This window comes from Parafrankia elaeagni, assembly GCF_000374165.1.
Classification (GTDB): Bacteria; Actinomycetota; Actinomycetes; order Frankiales; family Frankiaceae; genus Parafrankia; species Parafrankia elaeagni.
The window spans coordinates 70,470-96,646 of record NZ_KB893750.1 but is presented as its reverse complement, the minus strand read 5'-3'; the positions used below and the strand labels follow the sequence as shown (position 1 = coordinate 96,646).

At 72.8% G+C, this 26,177-nt stretch carries 18 protein-coding genes; 10 read left to right on the top strand and 8 right to left on the bottom strand.

The annotated features are described in order from the left end of the window. Positions 1–47 precede the first annotated feature (47 nt). Together B207_RS0123730 and B207_RS0123725 are read left to right on the top strand one after the other, a co-directional pair. On the top strand, positions 48–2,459 hold the full coding sequence (locus tag B207_RS0123730; protein ID WP_018639101.1) for a glycosyltransferase family 39 protein: 2,412 nt from the start codon (positions 48–50) through the stop codon (positions 2,457–2,459). Positions 2,460–2,714: 255 nt separating this feature from the next. Further along, positions 2,715–4,034 carry a bifunctional glycosyltransferase family 2/GtrA family protein gene (locus tag B207_RS0123725; RefSeq protein WP_051102641.1) on the top strand — a complete coding sequence of 440 codons (1,320 nt, stop codon included), beginning with the start codon at positions 2,715–2,717 and terminating at the stop codon, positions 4,032–4,034. Between the two features lie 81 nt (positions 4,035–4,115). Here the strand turns inward: B207_RS0123725 and B207_RS0123720 are convergent, their stop codons facing one another. Next, on the bottom strand, positions 4,116–7,505 hold the full coding sequence (locus B207_RS0123720; RefSeq protein ID WP_018639097.1) for a pyruvate carboxylase: 3,390 nt from the start codon (positions 7,503–7,505) through the stop codon (positions 4,116–4,118). 255 nt (positions 7,506–7,760) lie between these two features. Then, a complete protein-coding gene (locus tag B207_RS0123715) occupies positions 7,761–9,221 on the bottom strand; it encodes a type I glutamate--ammonia ligase (protein ID WP_018639095.1) in 1,461 nt (486 codons plus the stop codon). A gap of 299 nt (positions 9,222–9,520) precedes the next feature. Between B207_RS0123715 and B207_RS0123710 the strand changes: the two genes are divergently transcribed. The 8 genes from B207_RS0123710 to B207_RS0123675 all read left to right on the top strand — a co-directional run bounded on the left by B207_RS0123710 (position 9,521) and on the right by B207_RS0123675 (position 17,749). Then, positions 9,521–10,771, top strand: a complete 1,251-nt coding sequence (locus B207_RS0123710; protein ID WP_051102635.1) for an amidohydrolase family protein — start codon at positions 9,521–9,523, stop codon at positions 10,769–10,771. Between the two features lie 9 nt (positions 10,772–10,780). After that, complete coding sequence (locus B207_RS35245) at positions 10,781–11,554, top strand: dTMP kinase (RefSeq protein ID WP_018639091.1); 774 nt, start codon at positions 10,781–10,783, stop codon at positions 11,552–11,554. 158 nt (positions 11,555–11,712) lie between these two features. After that, positions 11,713–12,675: an acyl-ACP desaturase gene (locus tag B207_RS0123700; protein ID WP_018639090.1), complete on the top strand. Its 963-nt coding sequence runs from the start codon at positions 11,713–11,715 to the stop codon at positions 12,673–12,675. A gap of 221 nt (positions 12,676–12,896) precedes the next feature. Then, positions 12,897–13,391: a hypothetical protein gene (locus B207_RS0123695; protein ID WP_154675582.1), complete on the top strand. Its 495-nt coding sequence runs from the start codon at positions 12,897–12,899 to the stop codon at positions 13,389–13,391. Between the two features lie 271 nt (positions 13,392–13,662). Further along, a complete protein-coding gene (locus B207_RS0123690; RefSeq protein ID WP_018639088.1) occupies positions 13,663–14,532 on the top strand; it encodes a hypothetical protein in 870 nt (289 codons plus the stop codon). A gap of 189 nt (positions 14,533–14,721) precedes the next feature. Beyond that, positions 14,722–15,381 carry a molybdopterin-dependent oxidoreductase gene (locus B207_RS0123685; RefSeq protein ID WP_018639087.1) on the top strand — a complete coding sequence of 220 codons (660 nt, stop codon included), beginning with the start codon at positions 14,722–14,724 and terminating at the stop codon, positions 15,379–15,381. Then, positions 15,368–16,111 carry a cytochrome b/b6 domain-containing protein gene (locus B207_RS35240; protein ID WP_018639086.1) on the top strand — a complete coding sequence of 248 codons (744 nt, stop codon included), beginning with the start codon at positions 15,368–15,370 and terminating at the stop codon, positions 16,109–16,111. Before B207_RS0123685 ends, B207_RS35240 begins: the two co-directional genes overlap by 14 nt. Before the next feature lie 453 nt (positions 16,112–16,564). Then, entirely contained in the window at positions 16,565–17,749 is a 1,185-nt protein-coding gene (locus B207_RS0123675; protein ID WP_018639085.1) for a glycoside hydrolase family 26 protein, read from the top strand. Positions 17,750–17,940: 191 nt separating this feature from the next. On the opposite strand, the gene B207_RS0123670 is transcribed toward B207_RS0123675, so the two are convergent. The 6 genes from B207_RS0123670 to B207_RS0123645 form a co-directional block, all read right to left on the bottom strand. Beyond that, on the bottom strand, positions 17,941–18,600 hold the full coding sequence (locus B207_RS0123670; RefSeq protein ID WP_154675580.1) for a TIGR03085 family metal-binding protein: 660 nt from the start codon (positions 18,598–18,600) through the stop codon (positions 17,941–17,943). Positions 18,601–18,769: 169 nt separating this feature from the next. Further along, positions 18,770–19,210 (bottom strand): response regulator, encoded by a 441-nt coding sequence (locus tag B207_RS0123665; protein WP_018639083.1) that lies wholly within the window; start codon positions 19,208–19,210, stop codon positions 18,770–18,772. Then, complete coding sequence (locus tag B207_RS0123660) at positions 19,207–20,835, bottom strand: sensor histidine kinase (RefSeq protein WP_035741994.1); 1,629 nt, start codon at positions 20,833–20,835, stop codon at positions 19,207–19,209. The genes B207_RS0123665 and B207_RS0123660 overlap by 4 nt, the downstream gene beginning before the upstream one ends. Before the next feature lie 44 nt (positions 20,836–20,879). Beyond that, entirely contained in the window at positions 20,880–22,079 is a 1,200-nt protein-coding gene (locus B207_RS0123655; RefSeq protein ID WP_035741992.1) for a PP2C family protein-serine/threonine phosphatase, read from the bottom strand. 267 nt (positions 22,080–22,346) lie between these two features. Continuing rightward, positions 22,347–23,093, bottom strand: a complete 747-nt coding sequence (locus B207_RS0123650) for a hemerythrin domain-containing protein (protein WP_026311374.1) — start codon at positions 23,091–23,093, stop codon at positions 22,347–22,349. A gap of 165 nt (positions 23,094–23,258) precedes the next feature. Continuing rightward, the gene (locus B207_RS0123645) at positions 23,259–25,175 is read right to left on the bottom strand and encodes a DUF4139 domain-containing protein (protein ID WP_018639079.1); all 1,917 of its coding nucleotides are present in this window, start codon (positions 25,173–25,175) and stop codon (positions 23,259–23,261) included. Positions 25,176–26,177 lie beyond the last annotated feature (1,002 nt).

Genomic DNA, 26,177 nt, shown 5'->3' with positions numbered 1-26,177 from the left:
AGGCCGGGCACACGACCGGGACAGCTCCGGATCCGACTCTGATCCGTATGCCGACCTCACCGACGCAGCCGCCTCCGACCGGCCACCCCGGTCCCCCGGGCGCGACGGGGCCCGGGCCCCGGCCCGCCGCCGTTCCCGCCCCTGCCGGGGACCGGTACACCGGGCCGGAGCAGCCCACCCACCTGTGGGCCAGCCAGGCCACCATGCCGGATGTCCGTCAGCCCGACCGGCGGAGTCCCACCGCTGCCGGGGAGCTCGACGGCCCGGTGCCGGGGCGGCGGCATGGTGCGGCGGGTGCACGCCCGCGCGGTGATCGGCTGGCCGGGCACGGGGGGCGGCTGGCCAGGCTGGTCCGCGGGCGGCCGGAGGACCCCCGCTGGGTACGGCCGGCGCTGTTCGGCCTGCTCGTGGCGACGGCCGTGCTCTACCTGTGGGATCTGGGTGCCTCGGGCTGGGCGAACGCCTTCTACTCGGCATCGGCGCAGGCCGGCTCGGTGAGCTGGAAGGCGTTGTTCTACGCGTCGTCGGACGCGGGGAACTCCATCACCGTCGACAAGCCCCCGGCGGCGATGTGGGTGATGGCGCTGTCGGCGCGCATCTTCGGGGTGAGCTCCTGGAGCATCCTCGTCCCGGAGGCGCTGATGGGCGTCGCCTCCGTCGGGATGCTCTACCTGACCGTGCGCCGGGTGTTCCCCGCGGGCGCGGCGCTGCTCGCCGGCGCGGTCCTCGCCCTGACCCCGGTCGCCACCCTGATGTTCCGGTTCAACAATCCGGATGCCCTGCTCGTCCTGCTGATGGTCTCCGCCGCCTACGCGACGTTGCGGGCCGTCGAGACGGCGAGCACCCGCTGGCTGGTGTGGGCCGGGGTGTTCATCAGCTTCGGGTTCCTGACCAAGATGCTGCAGGCTCTGCTGATCGTTCCGGTGCTGGCGCTGGTCTACCTGGCCGTCGCGCCCACCCGGTTCACCCGGCGGCTGTGGCAGGTCGGCGCCGCCACGCTCGGCCTGGTCGTCCCGGCCGGGCTCTTCATCGCGGTCGTCGAGCTCGTCCCGGAGTCGTCCCGCCCGTACATCGGCGGGTCGCAGAACAACAGCCTCCTCGAGCTCACGCTGGGCTACAACGGGCTCGGGCGGCTGACCGGCAACGAGACCGGGAGCGTCGGCGGCGGAGGTGCCGGCGGTGGCCCCGGTGGCGGTGGCGGCCCCGGTGGCGGTGGCGGCATGTGGGGCTCCACCGGCTGGGGCCGGATGTTCGGGTCCGAGGTGGGCACACAGGTCTCCTGGCTGATCCCGACCGCCCTGGTGCTGCTCGTCGCCGGCCTGTGGGTGACCCGGCGGGCGCCGCGTACCGATGCGGGCCGGGCCGCGTTCGCGCTCTGGGGCGGCTGGCTGCTGGTCACCGGCATCGTGTTCAGCCAGATGAAGGGGATCTTCCACCCCTACTACACGGTGGCTCTCGCGCCGGCGATCGGCGCGCTCGTCGGCATGGGCAGCGCGGCGCTGTGGCGTCGACGGGCACACCCCGCCGCCACGGCCACCCTGGCCGGAGCCGTGCTCCTGACCACGATCTGGTCCTTCATCCTGCTGAACCGGACGTCCGACTGGCACCCCTGGATCAGGTGGACGGTGCTGATCGCCGGCTTCGCGGCGGCTCTGCTGTTCATCGTCCTAGCCTGGCTCCCCCGGCCGGCACGGCTGGTGGTGACGACCGCGGCGCTGGTCGCGGCCCTGCTCGGGCCGCTGGGGTACTCGGTGGCGACGGCGGCTGTCCCGCACACCGGTTCCATCCCGTCGGCCGGTCCGGGCGGTAGCGGTTTCGGTGGGCCGGGCGGCGGAGGCGGCCGGCCGATGCTCTTCGGCGGCCCAGGCGGCACCACCGCCCCCGGCGGCGCTGGTCAGGGCGGCGGGGCCGGTGCAGGTGCAGGTGGCCAGCAGGTTCCGGGCCAGGCGGGTGGCATGACGGCGCCAGGTGGCATGGCGGCGCCGGGTGGCATGGCGGCGCCGGGTCGCACCGGGCCGGGTGGCGGCGGCATGGGCGGTGGCGGCGGCATGGGCGGCCTGCTCGGGGCCGGCGACCCCGGCGACGAGATCGTCGCGACGCTCGAGGAGAACGCCTCGTCATACACCTGGGTGGCGGCCTCCGTCGGGTCGAACAACGCGGCCGGCTACCAGCTCGCCACCGGCGATCCGGTGATGGCGATCGGCGGCTTCAACGGCAGCGACCCGTCCCCGACTTTGGAACAGTTCCAGCAGTACGTGACGGACGGACGCATCCACTACTTCATCGGTGGCGGCGGTTTCGGCGGGCAGAACGGCGGAAGCTCCGCGTCCGGAGAAATCGCCGCCTGGGTCCAGGAGAACTTCACCGCGATCACTGTCGACAACGTCACCCTGTACGACCTGACCGCATCGACGTCCACGGCCTCGACAGAAACGTCGTCGGGCGCCTCGAACACCTGAGTCGACGCGCTCCGCACACGGTCCCGGCGGCGGCCGGGCGGTCCACAGGGGCAGCCCGGCCACCACGGCCACGCATTCCCACCCGACTGTCCGGAACCGGCCGGCGAAGCCGGAACCGGGTTGCGCGAAAACCCGGGACGACCGGCGGGAACGGCCAGACTCCCGTACGCACCACGCACCACGCACCCGGTGAGGAGCATCGTGTCGACGACCACCACCGACCTGCTGTCCAGGCCCCGGAACGAACAGACCTTCATGGATGACCCGGTGCTCGATGTCGTCATTCCGGTGTACAACGAGGAAAAAGACCTGGCACCGTGTATCCGCAGACTGCACGCCCATCTGCGGACCACCTTTCCCTACCCTTTCCAGATCACCGTCGCCGACAATGCCAGCACCGACACGACGCTGGCGATCGCCCAGGAGCTGGCGCGGGAGATCCCCGAGGTCTCCGTCATCCACCTCGACGCCAAAGGCCGCGGCCGGGCGCTGCGCGCGGCCTGGGGCGTCTCGACCGCACCCGTCCTGGCCTATATGGACGTCGATCTCTCGACCGACCTGGCCGCGTTGCTTCCCCTGGTCGCGCCGCTGATCTCCGGGCATTCGGATCTGGCCATCGGGACCCGGCTGTCCCGCTCCTCCCGGGTCGTGCGGGGCCCCCGACGCGAGGTGATCTCCCGCTGTTACAACCTGCTGCTGCGCGGCACGCTGGCCGTCCGGTTCACCGACGCGCAGTGCGGTTTCAAGGCCATCCGGGCGGATGTCGCCGCCAGCCTGCTGCCACTCGTGCAGGACGGCGAATGGTTCTTCGACACCGAGATGCTGGTCATCGCCCAGCGCAGCGGCCTGCGCATCCACGAGGTGCCGGTGGACTGGATCGACGACCCCGACAGCAGGGTCGACGTTCTCGCGACCGCGATGGCCGATCTCAGGGGCGTCGCGCGCCTCGCCCGCGCGCTCGGCACGGGCGCGCTGCCCCTCACCCAGCTGCGCCGCGAGTTCGGCCGTGCCCCCCTGCCCGGCACCAGCCTGAACGAGGGGATGGGCAGTGGGGACAGGGCTGTGAACGGGAACGGGAACGCGAACGGCAACGGGGCGGCGGCGCCCGCGCCCGCGGTTCCCGGAGTGCCCGCGGGGCTGACCGGGCAGCTGCTGCGCTTCGCCGGGGTGGGCGTCGCCAGCACGCTGGCCTACCTGGTGCTGTTCGTCCTGCTCCGCGGGGTGGCCGGTGCGCAGGCGGCGAACCTCATCGCACTGCTGGTGACCGCGGTGGCGAACACCGCCGCGAACCGGCGGCTCACGTTCGGGGTCAGCGGCCGCGACGACGCCGGCCGACACCACCTGCAGGGTCTGCTCGTCTTCGCGATCGGCCTGGCGCTGACCAGCGGCTCGCTGGCCGCCCTGCACGCGGCGAGCGATGAGCCAGGTCGCCTGCTGGAGGTCAGCGTTCTCGTCCTGGCGAACCTCGCCTCGACCGTCGTCCGCTTCCTGCTGCTGCGCGCCTGGGTGTTCCACCCGTCCCGGCTGGGCCGGTACGGCCGGGAGACCGGTGTCAGGCACACTGCCGGCCGCTGAGCCCGGGGGCGGCTGCCGGCCAGGCTGACCAGCTGTCAGCCTGGCCGGCAGCCGCCGTCCACGGTCAGGGGCGCTCCACGGTCAGGGGCGCAGGATGAGGAGCAGGTCGCCGACCTCCACCGACTCGCCGTTCGCGCGCACGATCTCGGCGACCGTCCCGGCGGCGGGGCTGGTGACCGCCGCCTCCATCTTCATCGCCTCGATCACGGCCAGCTTCTGGCCCTTCTCGATGGTGTCGCCGACGGCGACCGCGAGGGTGACGATGCCGGGCAGGCCGGCGCCGACCTGCGCCGGGTCGGTGGGGTCGGCCCGGCGGGCGGCGGTGGTCGTCGCCCTGATGGAGGTGTCGCGGACCCGCACCGGCCGCGGCTGGCCGTTGACGCGCAGGTAGAGGGTGCGCATGCCGGCGTCGTCGGCCTCGCCGATGGTCTCCAGGGTGACGATGATCTCGACGCCCGGTTCGAGGAAGACGCTGACGGGACGTCCGGGCTGCAGGCCGAACAGGAACGCCTCGGTGGGGATCACCGACGAGTTGCCGTAGGTGGCGACCGCCTGCTGGTAGTCCTTCCAGGGGCCGGGGAACAGCAGCCGGGACAGGGCCGCGCGGCGGTCGGCGCCCGGTGCGGCGAGGGCGGCGGCGTCGTCGGGGGCGAGGGTGGCCGCCGGGGGCTCGGGGCGGCGCCCGGCCAGCGCCCGCTCCCGGAACGGCTCGGCGAAGCCGGCGGGCGGTGTGCCCAGTTCCCCCGCGAGGTAGCCCAGCACGCTGGCGGGCAGGTCGTACTCCTCGGGATGGTCGCGCAGCCGGTCGACGTCCACCGAACCGCCGGCGATGAACAGCGCGAGGTCGCCGACGACCTTGCTGGTGGGCGTGACCTTGATCGGCTTGCCGAGCAGGTCGTTGGCGACCGCGTAGCACTCGGTGACCTGGGTCCAGCGGTCGCCGAGGCCGAGGGAGATGGCCTGCTGGCGCAGGTTGGTGAGCTGACCGCCGGGGATCTCGTGCCGGTAGACGGCCCCGGTGGGGGCGCGCAGCCCGGCCTCGAACGGCGAGTAGAGGTCGCGGACCGCCTCCCAGTACGCCTCCATCGACGACAGGGCTGCCAGTCCGATGCCGGTGGCGCGCTCGGTGTGGTCGGTGGCGGCGACGAGGGCGGACAGGTTCGGCTGGCTGGTCCCCCCCGACATCGGCGCGGCGGCGGCGTCGACGGCGTCGACCCCGGCGGCGTTCGCGGCGATGAGGGTGGCGAGCTGGCCCCCGGCGGTGTCGTGGGTGTGCAGGTGGACAGGCAGGTCGAAGCGCTCCCGCAGCGCGGTGACCAGCCGGCTCGCGGCGGCCGGGCGCAGCAGGCCGGCCATGTCCTTGATGGCCAGCACGTGGACGCCGGCGTCGACGAGCTGGTCCGCGAGGCGCAGGTAGTAGTCGAGGGTGTAGATCTGCTCGCCGGGGTCGGTGAGGTCGCCGGTGTAGCACAGGGTGCCCTCGGCGATCGCCGTCCCGGTCTCCAGGACCGCCTGGATCGCGGGGCGCATCTGCTCCATGTCGTTGAGCGCGTCGAAGATCCGGAAGATGTCCAGGCCGTTCGCCGCCGCCTCGGCGACGAACGCGCGCACGACGTCGTCCGGGTAGGGGGTGTAGCCGACGGCGTTGCGGCCGCGCAGCAGCATCTGCAGGCAGATGTTCGGCACGGCCGCGCGGATCGCGGCGAGGCGCTCCCACGGGTCCTCGGCGAGGAACCGCAGCGCCACGTCGTAGGTCGCGCCGCCCCAGCACTCGAGGCTGAGCAGGTTCGGGGTGAGCGCGGCGAACGCCGGCGCCGCGGCGAGGATGTCGAAGCTGCGCAGCCGGGTCGCCAGCAGCGACTGGTGGGCGTCACGCAGGGTGGTGTCGGTGACCGCCAGGGCGGTACGCCCCCGCAGGTCGGCGGCCCAGCCCGCCGGGCCGAGCTCGGTGAGCAGCTGGCGCGAGCCGGCGGCCGGTGCGGTGCCGGCCAGGTTCAGCGGCGGGAGCATGGTGCGCGGCTCGGTCAGGGCGACCCCGGTGGGGCGGGTGTGCCCGTTGACGGTGCTCTCGGCGAGGCGGGCCAGCATGCGGCTGGTCGGATCCCCGTCGTCGACGGCGCTCAGCAGGCCGGGGCGCTCGTCGATGAAGGAGGTCGTCACCCCGCCGGCGAGGAAGGCCGGGTCGGCCAGCAGCTTCGTCAGGAACTCGATGTTGGTGCGCACCCCGCGCACCCGGAACTCCTTGAGCGCGCGGCGGGCCCGCCGCGACGCCTTCTCCAGGGTGGCGCCGCGCGCGGTCAGCTTGACCAGCAGCGAGTCGAAGTAGGGGCTGACCTCCGCGCCGGGGTACGTCGCGCCGTCCAGCCGCACGCCCGGCCCGCCGGGCGACTGGTAGAAGGTGATCGTCCCGGTGTCTGGGCGGAAGCCGTCCGACGGGTCCTCGGTTGTCACCCGGCACTGGATCGCGGTGCCCCGCAGGGAGACTGCGTCCTGGGTGAGGTTCAGGTCGTCAAGGCTCTCGCCGGCGGCGATCCGCAACTGCGCGCCGACGATGTCGACGCCGGTGACCTCCTCGGTCACCGTGTGCTCCACCTGGATACGCGGGTTCATCTCCATGAAGGTGAACGCCCCGTCCGGGCCGACGAGGAACTCGACGGTGCCGGCGTTGACATACCCGACATGGCGGGCGAACCGCACCGCCGCGTCACACAGCGCGTCGCGGACGCTCTCCTCCAGGGCGGGGGCGGGTGCGATCTCGACGACCTTCTGGTGGCGGCGCTGCACCGAGCAGTCCCGCTCGAACAGGTGGATCACGTTGCCGTAGGAATCGGCCAGGACCTGCACCTCGACGTGCCGCGGCCGGTCCACCGCCTGCTCCAGGAACACCGTGCCGTCGCCGAACGCCGCCGCCGCCTCGCGCGACGCGCTCGCGACGGCGTCCGCCAGGTCCTCCGGGCGCAGCACCCGACGCAGCCCGCGCCCGCCGCCGCCGCCGGACGCCTTGACGAACAGGGGGAACCCGACCTCCGCGGCCGCCTCGACGAACCCCTCGCCGTCCGGCAGCGGGTCGGACGCCCGCAGCACCGGCAACCCCGCCGCGATCGCCGCGTTACGCGCCGCGACCTTGTCCCCGGTGAGCCGGAGAACAGCAGGCGGTGGGCCGACGAACGTCACGCCAGCCGCCGCGCATGCCTCCGCCAGCACCGCCGACTCCGACAGGAAGCCGTACCCCGGATGCAGTGTGTCCGCATCCGCGATCTTCGCGACCCGCAGCAGCGCCTCGATGTCGAGATAGCCGCGCACCGGATGCCCCGGCTCGCACAGTTCGTAGGCCTCGGACGCCTTCGTCCGGTGCAGCGCGGACACGTCCTCGGGGGTGTAGACCGCGACCGTGCGCAGCCCCAGCTCCTGCGCGGCCCGGAAAACCCGGACCGCGATCTCACTGCGGTTTGCCACAAGCACCTTGCGCACGCGCAGCTCCTCACACCAGTGGCCCCGGAACGTCCCGCACGGACCAGGGAGTCCGCCAAGTTTCGACGGTTTCGTCGCCGTGCGCCAAGATTGGTGACACATATTGCGTTGCAGTGCCCGGGATGCCGCCACCCCCGGTCCCGGTGTGTTACCCCGCGCAAGCACGAAGACGCCACAACCCAACAACAACGACGGTGCCGCGTCCGCACGGCGCTCCGTACCCGGCCGTTAGCACTCCGGCCAGTAACGCCTCGGTCAGTAACGCCACCGGACCCGGTCGACGACCGCGCTCGGGTCCAGTCCGGCGAACAGCTCGATCTCGCCCCGGCGTACCGCGCCGATCGTGTCGTGCAGTTCGACGCCGAGGGCGGTGCGCAGTACCTCGTCGGCCCCGAAGGCGGCCACGGCCTCCCCGAGGTCGGTCGGAAGACGGCGGACGCCCAGGCGGGCCAGCTCCACACCGGCGCAGGAGGCCGGATCACCGTCGAACGGCTCCGGCAGCGTCGCCGCCGCGGCGAGGCCGTCGATACCGGCGGCGAGCACCCCGCCGATCAGCAGGTACGGATTGGCGGCGAGATCGAAGCACTTCACCTCGATGTTCGCCCCACCCGGCTCGCCCGCCGCCCCTGTGATCATCCGGATCGCCGCCTCCCGGTTCTCGAGCCCCCAGCAGGCGTAGGCCCCCGCCCAGTTCGAGGGCACGAGCCGCAGGTAGGAGGTGACGCTCGGCGCGCCGAGCGCCATCAGCGCCGGGAGATGCCGCAGCACACCGGCGACGAAGGCCTCTCCAGCGGCCGTCAGGCCGAACAGCCCCGACCCGCCCGCCATCAGCGGCCCGCCGCCGGGCCCGCCGCCGGGCCCGCCGTTGGGCACGCCGTTGGGCACGCCGTTGGGCAGGCTCACGCCGCCGTGCAGGCTGAGGTGCAGGTGGCCGCCGTTGCCCACGCTGCCGGCGAGGGCCTGGGGCGCGAACGAGACCCGCAGCCCGTGCCGCGCCGCGACACCGCGCACCGTCTGCCGGACCAGGACGGACGTGTCCGCCGCGGCGACCGGGTCCTCCGGCGCGACCGACACCTCGAACTGCCCGGCCGCGTACTCGGGATGGATCTGCAGCAGCTCGATTCCCTGTGCCGTCAGCGCCTCCACCAGGTCACGCAGGTAGTCGGACAGCTCGACGACCCTGACCATCCCGTACGCGGGACCGGAGCAGGCCGCGGTGAAGTCGTCGCTCCCGGCCGGCGACACCATCCACTCGATCTCGAACCCGGCGAGGGCGTGCAGGCCGCGGCGCCTCAGCCCCTCGGCCTGGGCACGGGCGAAGGCACGGGCGTCCTGGGGATGCGGGTGACCGGTGAGCGCGTAGCGGTCGGCCGGGGCCCACGCCCAGCCCGGCTGGGCGCGCAGTTGGGTGAGGCGGCTCAGGTCGGGCCGCAGGCGCAGGTCCCCGACGGGCCCGCCCGCGTACCGGGCGACGATCGAGCTGTCGTCGACCAGGAACGTGTCGAACGAGGGCGAGGCGCCGACCCCGTGGGTCACCGCGCGGGACAGACGTCCCAGTGGCACGCCTTTCACCCGGGTCAGCCCGGCGTTGTCGACCCAGGTGAGGGCGACCGCGACGACGCCGCGCGCCGCCAGTCCGGCCACGGCGCCGACCGCCCCGACCGCCTCGACCACCCCTTCCGTCCCGGCGTCCTCGGTCAGCATGCCTTCGATCATGGCAGCACCTTCCGTCACCTGCCTGTCACAGAAAGCCGGGCCGGCGGGATTCCCCGCTGCCGGCGCCGGAACTCGGAACACCGCCCTTCCGCGCGCCCCGCCCAGGAGCACGGCATGTTCGTCCACAGGGGGATGTGCCACAAAGCCGCTGTCAGCAGGGTCATACCGGGACCCTGGCGACCGTTGTCCCCAGGAATTCCCCCACCATCCACAAGTTATCCACAGACCGGATGCGTGGCACGGCGCACGGCAGACGCCCAACTCCAGTCGCAGAAAGTGATGGTGGTGCGACGGCAGGCATGCCGACGCCGTGGAGCGGGCACGATCATGTGGTGCTGCCCTGTGTGGAGAGCCTCCGCCTCGTGGACCATCACTGCCACGGGCTGCTCACCCGCGACCTCGACCGGGCGGGCTTCGAGCGGATGCTCACCGAGTCCGACGCACCGACACCTGCGGGGACGACCCTGTTCGACAGCAACATCGGGTTCGCGGTGCGGCGCTGGTGCGCTCCCGTCCTCGACCTGCCACCGCTGAGCGGACCCGAGGAGTACCTGGCCCGTCGCCGGGAGCTCGGCGTCGACGAGGCCAACCGACGGTTCCTGAGCGCGGCCGGCATCAGCGCGTTCTGCGTCGACGCCGGCTATCTGCCCGAACCGCTCATGTCCGCGAGCGAACTCGGCACCACCTGCGGCGGGACGGGCCACGACATCCTGCGCCTCGAACGGCTCGCCGAGTCCCTCGCCGTCGACATCGTGACCGGCCAGCTCGGGGTCACCCACTTCGCGGACACCGTCCGCGAGCGGCTGGCCGGGGCGGGCCCGACGACCGTGGGCCTCAAGTCCGTCGCCGCCTATCGCGTCGGCCTCGCGCTGCCCGCCACCCGGCCGACCGACCGCGAGGTCACCGCCGCGGCCCGCGAATGGCTCGCCATGATCCGCCGCGGCGCACCCATCCGGCTGGCCAGCCCACTGCTGCACGCCTTTCTCATCTGGACCGGCGCGGACGCCGGCCTGCCCATCCAGATCCACGTCGGCTACGGCGACGCGGACCTCGACCTCCAGCGGTGCAATCCGCTGCTGCTCACCGGCCTGCTGCGCACCCTGGCGCCGACCGGCGTGCCCATCCTGCTCCTGCACTGCTACCCCTACCACCGCGAGGCCGGTTACCTCGCGCAGCTCCTTCCCACCGTGCACATGGATGTCGGGCTGGCGGTGCAGAACGTCGGCCGCCGGGCCACGGCGGTACTCGGCGAGGCGCTGGAACTGGTCCCGTTCAGCAGGTTCCTCTTCTCGTCCGACGCGTTCGGGCTCGGCGAGCTGTACCTGCTCGGCGCGCTGCTGTTCCGGCGCGCTCTGTCCGCCGTGCTCAGCGAGGGCATCGCGGAAGGCGACTGGACGGAGACCGACGCCGCCCGGGTCGCCGACCTCATCGGCGCCGGCAACGCCCGGCGGATCTACCGCCTTGGCGAGCCGGGCCGCGAGACGACAGCCGTCACCACCTCGCGTGCCCGGGATTCCCTCCCCTCCACTGAGCGCGGTGCCCGGCACTAGGCTGCTGCCGTGTCAGCCGCCGCCAGAAACAACCGACAGCAGCACAGCGCGACGCTCGTGGCCATCGAAGGCGTCGACGGCGCCGGAAAGCACACCCTGACGTCGCGCCTCGTCCAGGAGCTCACCGCCCAGGGCCGATCGGTGGGCACGTTCTCGTTCCCCCGCTATGCGTCCGGGCCACTGGGTACCGCCGTCCGCGCGATGCTCGACGGAGACGAGCGGCTCGCCGGGCTGGCCGGCTCGGCCCGCGCCACCGCGCTGCTGTTCGCACTCGACCGGACGAACGCGCTGCCCGAGCTGGCCGCGCACGCCGCCGGGCACGACATCCTCATCGTCGACCGGTACCTGGCCTCGAACGCCGCGTACGGAGCGGCCAGGCTCCCCCCCGACGAGCGGGCCGGGTTCCTGTCCTGGATCGCCGAGCTGGAGCTCGCCGACCTGCGGCTGCCCCGGCCGGACCTGCAGGTTCTCCTGGACGTCCCGGTGGAGACGGCGCGGGCCGGCGCGCGTACCCGGGCCGCGGCCGACACGTCCCGCGCGCTGGACACCTTCGAAAGCGACGATGGCCTGCAGGAGCGCTGTGCCGAGGTGTACCGGACGCTCGCGCGGTCCGGCTGGGTGGCCCCGTGGCTGGTCGTCGACCGCGCCGCCGGCCCGGCGGCGGTCCTGGGAGCGCTGCGTGACCTGCGCGCCGGGCTCCCGCCGGAGGCGCCCGGCCCGCCGGAGGCGCCGCGGGGGCTGTGCGCCCCTCGCGTCGCCGCCTGGCCCGCGGTGGCCGGCTGAAGCGCACCCCGGCCGCGGGAGTTGTCCCGGAGCGCTGGGATGTTCCCTGACCGAGCGGACGATCTGGAGCAGAACTGTTCTCTCGGAACAGTCTTGTCTTCGGATTCCACACCGCACGGCCATGGCCACCGATCAGGGTGCGATGCAAGAGTTCACCCATGGGATCACCTACGGACATCGACCTGTTGCGCGAGCTTGAACCCGTCGCCGAGGCGAACGTGAACCGGCACCTCAGCATTGCCGCGGAGTGGATGCCGCACGAGTACGTCCCGTGGAGCCAGGGGCGCGACTTCGACGCGACGCCCTGGGAACCGGAGCAGTCCGCGCTGTCCGAAGTCGCCCAGATGGCCTTCGAGGTCAACCTGCTCACCGAGGACAACCTGCCCAGCTACCACCGTGAGATCGCCGTCGCCTTCGGCCGCGACGGCGCATGGGGCACCTGGGTCGGCCGGTGGACCGCCGAGGAGGGCCGCCACGCGATGGCGATGCGCGACTACCTACTGGTCACCCGCTCGGTCGACCCGGTGACACTCGAACGTGACCGGATGCTCCAGATGCAGCGCGGCTACGACTCCGGGGCGAAGACACCGCTCGAGGCGATGGCCTACGTGTCGTTCCAGGAGCTGGCGACCCGGATCAGCCACCGCAACACCGGCCGCTTCACCGGCGAGCCGTTCGCCGAGAAGCTGCTCGCCCGGGTGGCCGCCGACGAGAACCTGCACATGATCTTCTACCGGAACCTGGTCGCGGCGGCGCTGGAACTGGCTCCGGACCGGATGGTCCCGGTCATCCGGGACGAGCTGGTCAAGTTCGAGATGCCCGGCACCGGCATCCGCGACTTCGGCCGCAAGGCGCGTTACATCGCGCAGGCCGGCATCTACAACCTGCGCACCCACCATGACGACGTCGTCGCCCCCGTCCTCCGGCACTGGAAGATCGCCGAGCTGGAAGGGCTGGCCGACGAGGCCGCCCGGGCCCAGGGGGAGATCATCTCGTTCGTGGCGGGGCTCGACGCACTCGCCACCCGCCAGGAGGAGAAGCAGCAGGCTGCCGAGGCCCGCCGGGCGGCCCGCAGGGAGGCGAACCGGCCGGAACAGGCAGCCACCGTGCCCGTCGGCTGACCGCGCTCCGGGCTGGAACCGCTCCCGATCCCCGCACCCCGCCCGGCGCCTCCACGGAGAGGCCCGGCGGCAGGCGCGACGGAGACCGAGGGTCGCCGGGGCTGGTGTCGTAACCGTTGCCCGATGTCCGTAGTGTCCGTGGTAAGTCGGTCGGGTTCCCGGTGTGAAAACCGGGAACAGCCGGCGCTCAGGCCCGCCACGCACGGAACGGACGGAGCGGATTGAGCACACATCGCGGCTCCGCGCGACCAGTCCCCAGAGTTCAGCTCGCACTCGGCGCTCTGGCCGTGATCGCGTTGCTGGTAGCGGTTCTGCTCGGGCAGAAGGGCTCCGACGGGGCATCGCCGGTCGCCGAGGTCTGCGGGCCCGGCGGCGGCGGAGCCGGGGCGGACTGCCGCCCGTCCGCCGCACCGTCCACCCCGGCGGCCGGCGGGGGCGTCACCCCGACCTCCAGCGCCGAGCCCGGCAGCAAGCGCACCACCCCGCGGCCGTCCACCGCCGCCGAGACCAGCGGCACCGCAGCCCTCGGCGTCACCGGGACGGCCGGCGGCGGCTCGGGTGGCAGCGGACCCGGCACGACCGGATCGAGGGACGGGTGGCCGGGCGGGACACGCCCGCAGACTCGGCCCACCCGCCCGCGCGACGGCCAGGAGCCCGTTCTGGACCTGAGGCTGCCGCCTGTGCCGGTGCCCACCTGCATCGTCGACTGCCGCTGACCTCCGGGCGCCGATGCGCCCACCACGCCGCCGGTGTCCCGTTCGGGGGATGCCGGGCGGAGGATGCCCGGGGGAGCACCTGTCGGCGTGAGGTTTCGCACGGTTCCGCGACGTACCAGGGGTGCACAGGTAGCTCACCGTCGTCTCGCATCCAGCTCACAGGTGAATGGCATGCGGTCAGCAGTGGTGGCCGCCGCCGGTACCGCCGGGGTGGACGCGATCAGACGGACGCGAGCGCCTGGCTGCCGCCACGGAACCTCGAGGAGCTGCCATGCCGCCGCCAGCCAGCAGGCCACCGCGCCCGTCCGCTGTCCTTCCCGCACCGGAGGTCGGCCGTGACCCGGGCACCCCCCGCGGACCGGTCGGCCGGCTCAGGGCGGCCACCCGTCGGTGGACGGCGGAACGGCCGGCTGCCCACAGGTCACCGGCCGCGGTGCTCGCCGTGATCGGCGGCGCACTCGCCGGCACCGCGGTGGACCGGCTTGCCGCCAGCCTCGCCGCCACCCGCACCGCCACCCGCACAAGCCGCCCGGGGAGCGGACCGCTCGGAACGCTGCGCACAACCCTGCGGGTCCGTCCGCCGGGCTTCCCCTCGCTGCTGCACGCGGCGACCGGGCGGCAGGCGCCGCTGGACGTCAGCGCCACCGCGTCCTACGGCGAGCTGTGCCGGCTCCGGCGCGGCTGCGACGCACTGGGCAACACCTGGGACGACCCCGCCTACGCGCTGATGTCGCTGTTCGGAGGCTATGCGGGAGTGTTCGGAGACTCCTGCGGCCCGGTCTTCGGGACCGGTTCGGACACAGCGCCCTCGCCCGGGGCCCGGTGGACGGAGATCACCTACGGCGGCGGTGACCGACTGTCCATCGGGACCGAGATCGGTCTCGGGAACCGGTCGTTGCCGATCCGGATCATCGGAATCCCCCTGGTGCGGGACGGCCGGCTCGCGCTGCTGCCCGACGAGATCGTCCTGGGGAACCAGCGCCTGCCCGGGGAGCTGATGACACCTGCGGACACCGCGGTCTTCGCCGAGCCGGTGGTCATCCTGCCGGCCTTCCCCCGCGGGACCCGCCTCGCCGACGCGGTCGCGACACCCGAGGGTCTGCGACTGCGGTTCGAACGGTGCGCCCCGGCAGGCCGTTAGCCGCCCGTCGCACCGACCGCACACCAACGGGACCACCTCCGGGCGACACGTCAGAGCGATACGTCAGAGCGACACGTCAGAGCGAGTAGTAACGGATACGCGCCCCGACGGATGGTTTCGCCGTTTCCGACGTCTACCGTGGGGGCGGTGACCAAGGGGGCTCCGGTGGGGCGACGGGTGGTCTTTGCCATGCTCGGGCTCGGGGCACTCGGCGTCGTCGTCGGTGCGGACCTGCAGCGCAGCACCGAACGGTTCGTCGCACCGCTGCGGGAGAACGACCCGACCGGGCTGACCGGCCTGCTCCCCTCCGGCGGGTTCCGCTACTACTCGGTGGTCGGCCACGTCCCGACGCGGACACCCGCGGACTACGTGCTCCGCGTTCACGGGCTGGTCGACCGCCCCCTCGACCTGACCATGGGCGATCTCGCCCGGATGCCGCAGACCGAACTCGTCCGCGACTTCCAGTGCGTGACCGGGTGGCGGGTGGCCGACGTCCGCTGGACGGGCGTGCGCCTCGCGGCGGTGCTGGAGGCGGCCGGCCTCCGCGCGGGTGCGGCGGCGCTGACCTTCCGTTCCTTCGACGGCGTCTACGACGAGAGCCTGACCATCGAGCAGGCCCGCCGGCCGGATGTCCTCGTCGCGCTCACCATGCTCGACGGCCCGATCACCCACGATCACGGCGGGCCGGTCCGGCTCTACGTGGCACCGATGTACGGCTACAAGTCGCTCAAGTGGCTCGCCGAGATCGAGGCGGTTGCCACCGTCGCCCCCGGTTTCTGGGAGCGGGAGGGCTACGACGTCGACGGCTGGATCGGCCGGTCGAACGGCCGGGACGATGAGCCTGTCTGATCCTCCGGCCGCCGGCCCGTTCCAGCCGGCGCCGCGGGTCGTCGAGCGGTTCGGGCTGGCGTCGCGGTGGGCGCACTGGTGCACGGCCGCGTTGACGGCCGTCTGCCTGGCCACGGCCGCCGTGCTCTACCTCGGACCACTGGCGACCCTGGTGGGCCGGCGGCCGCTGGTGGCAACGGTGCACCTGTACACGGGGCTCGCCCTTCCGGTTCCGATGCTGGCCGCGGCGGTGTCCGCGGCCTACCGGCGTGACCTCGCCGAGCTCGACCGGTTCACCACCACCGACTGGGCCTGGCTGCGGACCCGGCCGCGCCGTCGGGACACCACTGCGGTCGGGAAGTTCAACGCCGGCCAGAAGCTGTATGCGGCGTTCGTCGCGGGCTCCGTCCTGGTCATGCTCGGGACCGGGGCACTCATGGAGTTCGGCGGTCCGTTTCCGGTCAGCTACCGCACCGGCGCCACGTTCGTCCACGACCTGCTGGCCCTTGGCCTGTTCCTCGGAGTCTGCGGCCATCTGTGGATGGCCTCACGCGACCCGGTCGCCCGGCTTGGCATGCGCACCGGCCTGGTTCCGCTGCCCTGGGCCCGGCGTGAACACCCCGCCTGGCACCCGGGCCCGGACTCCACCGACCAGTCGCAGCCCGCCGCCCCGCCCACCCCCTACGCGGGGAGTGACCAGGACACCCCGGGTGAGGGCGCACGACCCCGAAGAGTGAATGACTCCGAGTAACCATGCACGCGTAATGCGTGACGGCAGGTGACTGCTCCTCGTCAAGAGGGGCGGTATGACGCGAATATCACCGCACCTTGTCGTCCAGACGACAAGGTGCGGCCCGAAACAACCATCGGACACGCAGCACCACAGTCCGTAAGGGATCCCTCCCCCCACCGACCTGGCCATCCACCTCCGTGTAGGCTCCCGTCACATCTGTCTAGTCACGTCAGGGTGGCCAGAACGAGTTTCTCCAGCCAAGGCTGTGGAGGGTCGTCCGCTCAGGAGTCAGCGGGTGGGACCGGGGGGTCCACAACGACACCGTCCGGCACGTCAGATGCCGGGCACGGAGGGATGTCCGCGGTGAGACATCGTGCGGAGGGCCAGCCCAGCTCTCCGAATTCGCGCAACGACGCGCGCAGGCGGCGCCGTTCCGCCCATAGCCCCGCCTGGATCGCGTCACTCAGTGTTATGGCTTTTGTCGCAGTCGCCGTCGGTTGGACGCTGGCGCCGGAAGGCAGTGACGGCGACTCGTCGGCCGTGGTCGAGGCCTCGGCCATCGATCCCAGTGACCTGCGCAGGACCCCGCCGGGAACCACGTCGACCGGCGGTCCGGACGCATCGCCCTCACCGGTTGTGAGCCTGAGCCCCTCCCCCGTTCCGGCGACGGCCACGGCACAGGCGCCGCCGCCAACCGCCACCGCCGCGCCACCACCACCACCCGCGCCGCGCACGGCGCTCGGCGCGGCCGGCAGCGACCGGCCCGCCGGCGGCGGCGGCGGGCGCGTCCCGGGCGGCATGAGCGGCGTCTACGCGAACTCGATGGCGACGGTGCGCAGCTGGGAAGCGCTGCGCGGCTCGCCGGTGAACGTCGTCCTGACCTTCTCCGACCGCGGCAGCTGGGAGACCATCACCCACCCGTGGGTGGGCGGCAGCCCGGAGAAGTTCTCCACCTTCCCGGGCACCTGGGTCATCTCCCAGCCGTTCTATCCGACCGGCCAGGGAAGCCTGGCGGCGTGCGCGTCCGGTGCCTACAACAGCCACTGGGCCGAGTTCGGTCGCTGGCTGGTCAGCAAGGGCCGACCGGCGACGATCGTCCGTCTGGCCTGGGAGTTCAACGGGAACTGGTTCGAGTGGTCGGTGCGCGGCAATCCCAGCGCGTACGCGAGCTGCTTCCGCCAGGTGGTGTCCGCGGTTCGGTCCACGGACCCGCAGGCCCGGTTCGACTGGGCGATGAACGCGCACAGCAGCAGCCCGTGGGAGGCCTACCCGGGCGACGAGTACGTGGACATCATCGGCATCGACACCTATGACCAGTGGCCCGCCAGCACCAGCCCGGCCGAGTTCGACAAGCAGTGCAACAAGCCGATCGGCCTGTGCTCGGCGATCAGGTTCGCGCGTGATCACGGCAAGCAGTTCTCCGTGCCCGAGTGGGGTCTGGTCGGGCGGTCGGACACCGAGGCGGGCCGGGCCGGGCAGGCCGGCGGGGACAACCCGGTCTACATCCAGAAGATGTACGAGACCCTCCGGGCGAACGCCGACGTCCTGGCCTATGAGACGTACTTCAACGATTCCCGGGCCGGGAACGTCCACTCGTCCCTGGTCAGCCCGAACGAGAACCCGAACTCCGCGGGGGTCTACGCCTCCCTCTGGTAGTACGGAGTACGGCAGGTCCAGAGCAGCACGGCAGGTCCAGAGCAGCACGGCAGGTCAGGCAGTCGAACGGGTCCCGGCACCGGAACACGGTGCCGGGGCCCGTTCGCCGTGTCAGGGCTCCAGGCGGTGGGGCCGGTCGGGCGTCCCGGGCGCGGGGGCCGTGCCCAGGCCTCGGGACCGGATCCCCGTGCTCACACTCCGGACGGAGCCCCGGCCAGCCTCTCGACGGCCTCGGGATCGCCGCGTAGCTCGACCCGGGCGGCGGCCCGCCGCCCGAAGGCATAGAGGAGGAGCTCCTCGGGCGGCCCCACGATCTCCACCACCGGCTCACGGCGACGCAGAGTGAGCCGGCCCGGGGCATCGGTGCGCTCCGCGACCACCCCGATCGTGCTCTGACGGAAGCCCGCGAGACCGATCAGGCGCAGCGAGGCCCACATGGCGTTCCGGTCGGGGGCGGCGTCGCTCTCCGCCGCGTTCCAGCCGGCTACGTCATGACCGGGCATGGCTCTGCGCAGGTCCTCGGTGTGGACGTAGAACTCGATCAGGTTGGCGGCGTCGTCGACGGCGGCGAACCGGGTCGGATGCCACCGCGGCGGCCCCGCCCGGAACATCTCCACCAGCTCGGGGTAGGTGTGGGCGCGCATCGTGGCACGTTCGGCGCGTTCGGTGATCCCGTGCAGGGCCCCCACGACCAGACCGGGCCCGGCCCACGGCACCCGCTCGCGGGTGACGAGGTGGGCAGCCAGGTCGTGCGCCGTCCACCCCGCGCACAGGGTGGGGCTCGCCGGCCCGAGTTCGCGGAGAAGATCCGCGAGTATCCCCCGCCTCACCCTTGCGCGCCCAGCAGCCATGGAGTGACTGTAGGCCATGTCTCCGGGAGTGGCGGCTTTTCGGATCTCCGCCGGGCGCGGTGCGCCGCCTGACCGGGTCACCCCGACACCGCAACGTTTCGGGCCTGCCACGGGACGTCCCAGCCCGCACGCGGGGAGCCGGCCCGTGGCCGCGTGGGCGGCCGGCGGGCTACTGGGCGGGGAGCCGGGCGACCGTGATGAAGAAGTCGTCGATCTGGCGGACGACCGACACGAACCGCTCGAAGTCCACAGGCTTGGTGATGTAGGCGTTGGCGTGCAGGTCGTAGCTGCGCAGCACGTCCTCCTCCGCCTCGGAGGTGGTGAGGACGACGATCGGGATCCGCCGCAGCTGCTCGTCCGCCTTGACCTCCGCGAGCACCTCCCGGCCGTCACGGCGCGGGAGGTTGAGGTCGAGCAGAATGAGATCGGGCCGGGCCGCGCCGACGTAGGGATCCTCCCCCCGCAGGTAGGCGAGCGCCTCCACGCCGTCGCTGACCACGTTCAGGTTGTTCTTGAGCTTGTGGTCCTCGAACGCCTCACGCGTCATCAGGACGTCACCGGGATCGTCCTCGACCAGCAGGACCTCGACCGGGACTACGGGGTGGGTCACGTCGGACCTCCTGATTTCGACGGTGCGGTGGGCGAGCCGCTGCGCGCGTCGGGCCGGGCCGGCGCCGGGATCGCCGGCGGGCCGTGATGCAGGCCCAGGTCGGACGGCAGTGCCACGGCACGCCGCTTGGGCAACGTCCAGCGGAAGGTGGTTCCGGAGTTCACCGTACCGTCGAGCCAGATGCGGCCCCCGTGGAACTCGACGATTTTGCGGCACAGTGCGAGGCCGATGCCGGTTCCCTCGTAGGCGTCCCGACCGTGCAGGCGCTGGAAGATGACGAAGATCTTGTCGGCGTACTCCGGCTCGATGCCGATGCCGTTGTCCGCACAGGACAGCTCCCACTCGGTGTCGCGCTCCACCGCCTCGATCCGGATCCGCGGAGGCTGCTCGCCGTGGAACTTCACCGCGTTCCCGACCAGGTTCTGGAACAGCTGGGTGAGCAGCACCGGGTCGCCGGGGACGGTCGGCAGCTCCGAGGTGACCACCTCGCCACCGGTGGTCTCCAGCACGATCGACAGTGTCGTCTCGGTCCGCTGGACGACCTCCGCGAGGTCGACGTCCACGAACGTCTCGGTGGTGCGGCCGACCCGGGAGAACGCGAGCAGGTCGTTGATGAGCTTCTGCATGCGCTTCGCGCCGTCGACCGCGAAGTGGATGTACTGGCTGCCGCGCTCGTCCAGCTTGTCGCCGTAGCGCCGCTCCAGCAGCTGGCAGAAGCTCGCGACCTTGCGCAGCGGTTCCTGCAGATCGTGCGACGCGACGTAGGCGAACTGCTCCAGGTCGCGGTTGGAGCGGCGCAGGATCTCCGCCTGCGACTCGATCGACGCCCGCGCGCTGCGGGCCACGCCGAGCTCACCGAGCAGCTGCAGCCGCATCAGCTCGACGTCCGACACCAGTGTCTCGATGTCCGGCGGTCCGGTGGCGGCGATCACGTGTTCCAGGTCGCCGCCAGCCACCCGGCGCACGTCGCTCCCGACCGCGCCGAGCGGGCGGGTCACCCACACCCGCAGGGCCCGGAAGATCAGGACCAGCAGCACGATGAGCGCCACCGCCGCCACCACGAGCGAGACAACCAGGGTTCGCACCGCGCCGGTCACGTCCTCCCTGGCCCGCAGGGCGGCGGCACGGACGGCGTCGTCGAGGTCGGTGCCGGCGAGGCGCACGGCGTCGAAGTGTTCCTTACCCAGGGCGGGGTCGCGCAGGGTCGACGCGTCGGTGCCGCCGGCACGGACCGCGGCGATGGCCGGGTCGGCGTAGTCGCGGTGCCACTCGTCGATGCGTTGCCGCAGGACGTCAAGCCGGCGCTGCAGGTCCGGCCGCCCGGCGACCCGGGTGGCGAGGCTGGCACGCAGCTCCGTCTCCGACGTGCGTCCCACCTCGTACGGCTCGAGGAACGAGTCGTCCCCCTGCAGGAGGTAGCCGCGCATCCCCGTCTCCTGGTCGACGAGGCTGGCGACAAGCCGGACCGTGCTGACCTGGATGGGCGCCAGAACGTCGCTGCGGGTGTGGATGGCGTCGTCCAGCCGCACCATGGACCAGGCGATCACCCCCGAGGCCAGCAGCAGGACCACCGACAGCACGGAGTAGACCGCCGCGAGGCGCCGGCGCAGCCGCCAGCCGCGCATCACCGCAAGCACGGAGCGGTCGTCCCGGCGCTCGGCGGCGTCGCTCACCTCTGCCGCCCGCGCAGCACCAGCAGCAGGGCCACGTCGTCGGTGAGGGGGCCGCCGTTGCGCTCCTCGACCCGGTCGATGAGCGCGTCGAGAAGCCCGTCCGGGCCGGAGTCAGGCCACAGATCAGCCACCTCGGGCAGCACCCCCTCCCAGCCCAGGGGCTCGCCGCCCGGACCGTCCCGACCCTCGAGCAGGCCGTCCGTCGCCAGCAGCAGGGCCCAGTTCTCACCGAGCTCCACCGTCACCTCGTCACTCACCACATCGTCGAGGATGCCCAGCGCGGGACCGACCACATCACCACGCAGGGCCATGGTGCTCGGCGAGAGCAGCGCGGGCGGCGGGTGGCCGGCCAGAACCATGCGCAGGCTACGGCGATCCGGCGCGATCGCCAGCTCGCAGACGGTGGCGAAGATCTCGTCGTGCTCCCGCTCGCTCACCAGCACCTGCTGCAGGAAGCCGAGCCGGGCGGGGTCCGGCACCCCGGCCAGGACGAGTGTCCGCCACGCGATGCGCAGACTGACCCCGAGCGCGGCCTCGTCCGGCCCGTGCCCGCAGACGTCACCGAGGAGCACGCGGACCGTCCCGTCCGCGGTGGACACCATGTCGTAGAAGTCGCCGCCGAGCAGGGCCTGGCGGTGCCCGGGCCGGTAACGGGTCCGGTGGTCCATCGTCGGGTCGTCCATCAGCGGGCGGGGAAGCAGGCCCCGCTCCAGCCGAGCCTTCTCCTCCGCCCGCAGCTCGGACTCGCGCAGCGCCCGGGCCGCGGTGTCGGCCCGCTCGCGCTCGATCGCGTACCGCACCGCACGGACCAGATCGCGACCGTCGACCTGACCTTTGACCAGGTAGTCCTGGGCACCGGCGGCGACGGCTTCGGCGCCGCGGTACTCGTCCACCAGACCGGTCAGGACGACGACGGGTGCGCCGCCGTCGATGGACAACAGGCGGCGCAACGCCGACAGACCCGCGCTGTCGGGCAGGCCGAGGTCCAGCAGGATGCAGGTAGCGTGCCGCGCCTGCAGAACAGCCTCCGCGACCGTCCGTACGCGCGTCAGATCAACGGGGGCGGACACCTCGTCGAGCAGCTCCGACACCAGATAGGCGTCGGCGTCGTCGTCCTCGACCAGCAGGAGGGGCCACCGAACACCCTCCGCACCATCCACACCTGCCACCGCACCCGCACTTTCCGTAGCGGCCATCGACGGCCGCATGGCGGGAATCTCGCTTCCGGTCACATCTCCTCGGCAGGGGGTTACAGCGACGGGACACAGGGCGGCGGGGCACAGGGCGACGGGTCACAGGCGAGCCGTCGCCGCTGCTCACGGGCAGACTGCGCCAGCCCGCCCAGAGACTTCGCAGCATGGCACGAAAGAGGCCGCCCGCGAGCGCCGGAGCATCGAAATGCCCCGTCAGAGACCATGCGGACCGCAGGATCTCAGGTCCGCCTTGTCACAGTATGATGGTAATCACTCCACCGGATGGTCCTGACCGGGCGCAATCTCGTCGCTGGTCGGCCGGCCCAGCAGGTACCAGCCCCACAGACCGGCCGGTGCCGGCGCGCGGACCGGGCGGCCCGCCACCACACGGGCGTCCACGATGTCCAGCACATGGTCCCATCGCCCGGCCAGCCGAGCGGCGAGCCGGCTACGCCGGCTGGCGCCGTGGCCGAGGTGCGGGTGCGGCCGGGTCGGCGCCCGCCGCATCCCCCGCTCGACGTTCTCGCGGAGCCGGCGCAGCCGCGCCGCATCCAGCCGTGCCTCCAGGTCGCGCAGCAGTCGATCCTCCACCAGGGAGTGTGCCCGGGCCAGCTCGGCAAGCTCGTCCCGCAGCCCGGACGGGCCGCGCCGCGGGTGGTACCGATCGCCCTGCACGTACTGCTGGAGGCCGCGCATCACCGCCGCCGCCTCGCGGGCCGTGCCGCGCAGTGCCGCGGTGCGGGCGCGCCCGTCCGGGACGACCACGGCCGCGGCCGGATAGACCACGTCCTCCATGACGCTGAGGTGCGCGCTGAAGGCGGCGACCGCGGCGTCACTAGCGTGCAGGGTCAGCCGCGGGTCCGCCGCCCGGGCCTCCCCTCGGCGACCGACGCCGTCGAGGCCAGCGATGCCGGCGAAGTCACCGCCGGCGAGATCGAACAGACCGCCGATGTCGCGGTGCGCGGCGTGCACCAGACTGGCCAGAGAAGAGCTGGTCGTTGTCTCCACACCGGTCATGACCGCCTCCCGCAACCCAAGTTACGCCGGCCCGTACCCGCCCGCATCCACACCGTGCGGACACCCCGCACACCCGGGCAGACCCCGCACACCCGGGCAGACCCCGCACACCCGGGCAGACCTCGGACACCCGGGCAGACCTCGGAACCACGCCCTACGGGCGGATCAGTCGCCCCAGCCGGTGAGTTCGGCGCCACGCGGGTGCTCAAGCCGGTAGGACAGCCCGATCTCACGACTGGCGCCCGGTTCAAGCTCCACCTGCCAGGTCAGCAGCCCCAGGTCGGTGTGCTCGTCCGCTGCCGGCTCGGCCACCACGTCCCGGACCGCGACGCTCTCATGCCGGGACACCGGCACCTGGTCGCGCACCGTCACCCGAGCCCGCAGCGGCGCCCGGTTGGTGACCACGATGCGGTAGCTGACATCCGTCCGCCGGGTGTTGCCGACCATCCGCCGGCCGGTCACGCGGCGGACCAGTTCTCGCTCGACCTGGACCCGGTCGTCGACGCCGAGCCGCAGCTCCATCTCCCCGCCGGGCGGGACGAGGTCGAGCCGGGCGGTGCCGACGAACTCCTGGCCGTGGAACACCGACACCTTCCCCGCCGGCAGCGTGTGTGGGGACGTGTTTCCGACCGCGGCCCGCAGATGCGCCTCGGCGGCGAGCTTCGGGGCGGTGACATGGTCGAGCACCGCGTCAAGCACCAGCACGGCGACCGTCGCGCGGTGCGGGTCGCCATCCGCGGGCACCGCCACCGGGCGGGGCGGGCGGTACGTCGACGCGGCCCCCGCGGACTCCAGGGTCGCCTGCACTGCGGAGATGGGCTCGGCCAGCGCCACCGGGCGGGCTGCCATCGGTGCGGCGGGCATGCCCGCCGCCGCCTCGGCGGCATCCCAGCCGGCGGGCTCGGGCGCACCGCCCGGCGCCGCGCCCCTCGCTCGCGGGTAGTGCTCCGGCTTCGGGCGGCGGAGATCGACGAACTGCGGGACCAGCTCGGGCAGATCGGCCCCACCGGCGGGGCGCGCGGTGGACAGCCGCAGGTCGGCGGCCGGCCAGTCCTCACCCGTCCGCTGACTGATCATCGCGAACCAGGTGAGGGTCACCCGCTCGCCCTCCAGACGGGCGTCATAGCCCGACGTCCAGGAGGCTGACCTGACCAGGTAGGAGACCTCCAGCTCCCCCGCCTCCGCCGCCGTGGCCGCGGGCTCCCCCCCGGAGGACGGACACGCCTGTCCCGGGGCTGTCGTGACGGCGGGCAGTTCCAGGTCGACGACGATCGTGCGGGTGTCGGGAGCCGGCTGCGCCCGGCGGGCCTCGATCATCCTGCCGATCGCCGAGAGCTCCTTCTCCGCGCGGTCACGCTGCTCGGAAAGAGCCCGGCGGCGCGTGTGCACCGCGGCGATCTGCGCGGCGAGGGCATCGCCGACCAGCAGGAGCTGTGCCGCCGCATCGGTGCCCCCCGCCCCGGCACCAGCCCGGGCATCACCGGCCGCCGCCGCGCTGCCGGCGGCCCAGCCGCGGGCGAGTGCGCCGGCGCCCACCCGCGCCGCCACGTCCAGAAAGGAACGGCGGGCACGCTCGGTCTCGTCGCCGTCGGCGATCTCTGCCAGGAGAGCGCGCAGCTCGTCCTGTCGGGCCCGCAGATCAGCCAGTGCGCCGGCATCAGGCACCGCCCGCGCCTGCGACACCACCCGGACCCCCAGCACCCGGGCCGGACCCGTACCGCCCACCCGCACCGAGTCCTCGTCGAGACCGAGCGGCAGTCCGTGGACGGCCACTTCCACCCGAGCCACCACCGGGCCCGCGTCCGGCGAGCCGGCTGCCGAGGCTGTGGCCGGACGCGCGGCGTGCGCGGCGTGCGCGGCGGCATCGAGCCGGCCGCGCCGCGTCACCCGAGCGGCGGTGGGGTACACGACCACGGCAGTGATCGGCGCGTCGAGCTCCACCACGGCCGGCGGGCCCGCGGTCTCCCGGCCGCCGGACCCGGACCCGGATCCCGGCAGACCGCCGTCCGTACGGCCACCATCCGGCGCACCCGCGCCCGTCGAGCCTGGGACGTCCGGCGCGTCGTCCGCGGTGGCCACCATGCGATCACCATACGGCGCAGAACGATCGACGATCCCCCGTCCCGCGAGCCGCGGGACGCGTGGCCGCTCCGAGCCGCCGGGCGCCGGCGACCCCTCGACCCGGACGGACCGAGGGAGCACTTCTCGTCACCGTACGAGACCGATGCTCTGGGCAGGGGGCTCGGCGCAGACCGCCCGGCAGGGCGAGAGCACCGCCTACTCCGGACTCTTCCATGCCGGCGCGGCTGCCCCGCACAGGTGCGGCCGGACAGGTGCCGCCGCGGGGGCGGTCGAAGGCGGCGCGGGCCCGCCGGGCCATTGTGGCCAGCCGGTCGGACCGGCCCGGCCGGTCCTTCGAAAACGAAGCGGGCGTAGCACGGAGATTCCTCCTGACGATCCCCCGATCCGCGCCATACACGCGGGTGGAGCCGACCGGGGCCCGACTGCGGATATACCGGCAGATGCTCTGCGGCGATCATTCGAACCGAATTACGGAATAGGATTCACGCGATCTCCACGACCCCACTCCCTTTTTCTCCGGCCCACCCGATCCGCGCTCCGGCCGGCACGGCGCCATCACCGTTGGTGGCCGGTCGAGCACACCGCAGTTCGCGGAAAACATGACACCGCGCCCGGCCGGGACAAGATTCGGACCATCAGTGATCGTCACCCAACGTAGTTATCGGGCCGAAGTGAATCCGTGCGCATCAACGATGACCGCCACCACCCCGGTACCCGCCAGCGGGGGATCCCCGGATCGACTGTTGTGGGACGGGAGTTCGACAGTCGTCCGTACCCACCCCGATCCGGGCCGATCGGACTCGCACGGGGGCATCCGTTGGTCGACACCCGCCAGGCGGTACCCGTTCCGGTCGCCTTCCGTTGGCTGTCGGCCGGATCCGGCCGAGAACATGCCGAAAGGCCTGTGCGTCGACTAACGTAACCAACCGTGTCGGAACTTCGGCGACGGTCGCGAGCGGCGCGGTGGTGCTCCTCCCAGCTCCCCTACGCCGGCAGCGCGGC

Bases quoted from the DNA above. Each gene is read 5' to 3' on its own strand.
- B207_RS0123730 (WP_018639101.1), top strand. From the start codon at position 48: ATGCCGACCTCACCGACGCAGCCGCCTCCGACCGGCCACCCCGGTCCC.
- B207_RS0123725 (WP_051102641.1), top strand. From the start codon at position 2,715: ATGGATGACCCGGTGCTCGATGTCGTCATTCCGGTGTACAACGAGGAA.
- B207_RS0123715 (WP_018639095.1), bottom strand. From the start codon at position 9,221: ATGATCGAAGGCATGCTGACCGAGGACGCCGGGACGGAAGGGGTGGTC.
- B207_RS0123710 (WP_051102635.1), top strand. From the start codon at position 9,521: ATGCCGACGCCGTGGAGCGGGCACGATCATGTGGTGCTGCCCTGTGTG.
- B207_RS0123700 (WP_018639090.1), top strand. From the start codon at position 11,713: ATGGGATCACCTACGGACATCGACCTGTTGCGCGAGCTTGAACCCGTC.
- B207_RS0123690 (WP_018639088.1), top strand. From the start codon at position 13,663: ATGCCGCCGCCAGCCAGCAGGCCACCGCGCCCGTCCGCTGTCCTTCCC.
- B207_RS0123685 (WP_018639087.1), top strand. From the start codon at position 14,722: ATGCTCGGGCTCGGGGCACTCGGCGTCGTCGTCGGTGCGGACCTGCAG.
- B207_RS35240 (WP_018639086.1), top strand. From the start codon at position 15,368: ATGAGCCTGTCTGATCCTCCGGCCGCCGGCCCGTTCCAGCCGGCGCCG.
- B207_RS0123675 (WP_018639085.1), top strand. From the start codon at position 16,565: ATGGCTTTTGTCGCAGTCGCCGTCGGTTGGACGCTGGCGCCGGAAGGC.
- B207_RS0123670 (WP_154675580.1), bottom strand. From the start codon at position 18,600: ATGGCTGCTGGGCGCGCAAGGGTGAGGCGGGGGATACTCGCGGATCTT.
- B207_RS0123660 (WP_035741994.1), bottom strand. From the start codon at position 20,835: ATGCGCGGCTGGCGGCTGCGCCGGCGCCTCGCGGCGGTCTACTCCGTG.
- B207_RS0123655 (WP_035741992.1), bottom strand. From the start codon at position 22,079: ATGGCCGCTACGGAAAGTGCGGGTGCGGTGGCAGGTGTGGATGGTGCG.
- B207_RS0123650 (WP_026311374.1), bottom strand. From the start codon at position 23,093: ATGACCGGTGTGGAGACAACGACCAGCTCTTCTCTGGCCAGTCTGGTG.
- B207_RS0123645 (WP_018639079.1), bottom strand. From the start codon at position 25,175: ATGGTGGCCACCGCGGACGACGCGCCGGACGTCCCAGGCTCGACGGGC.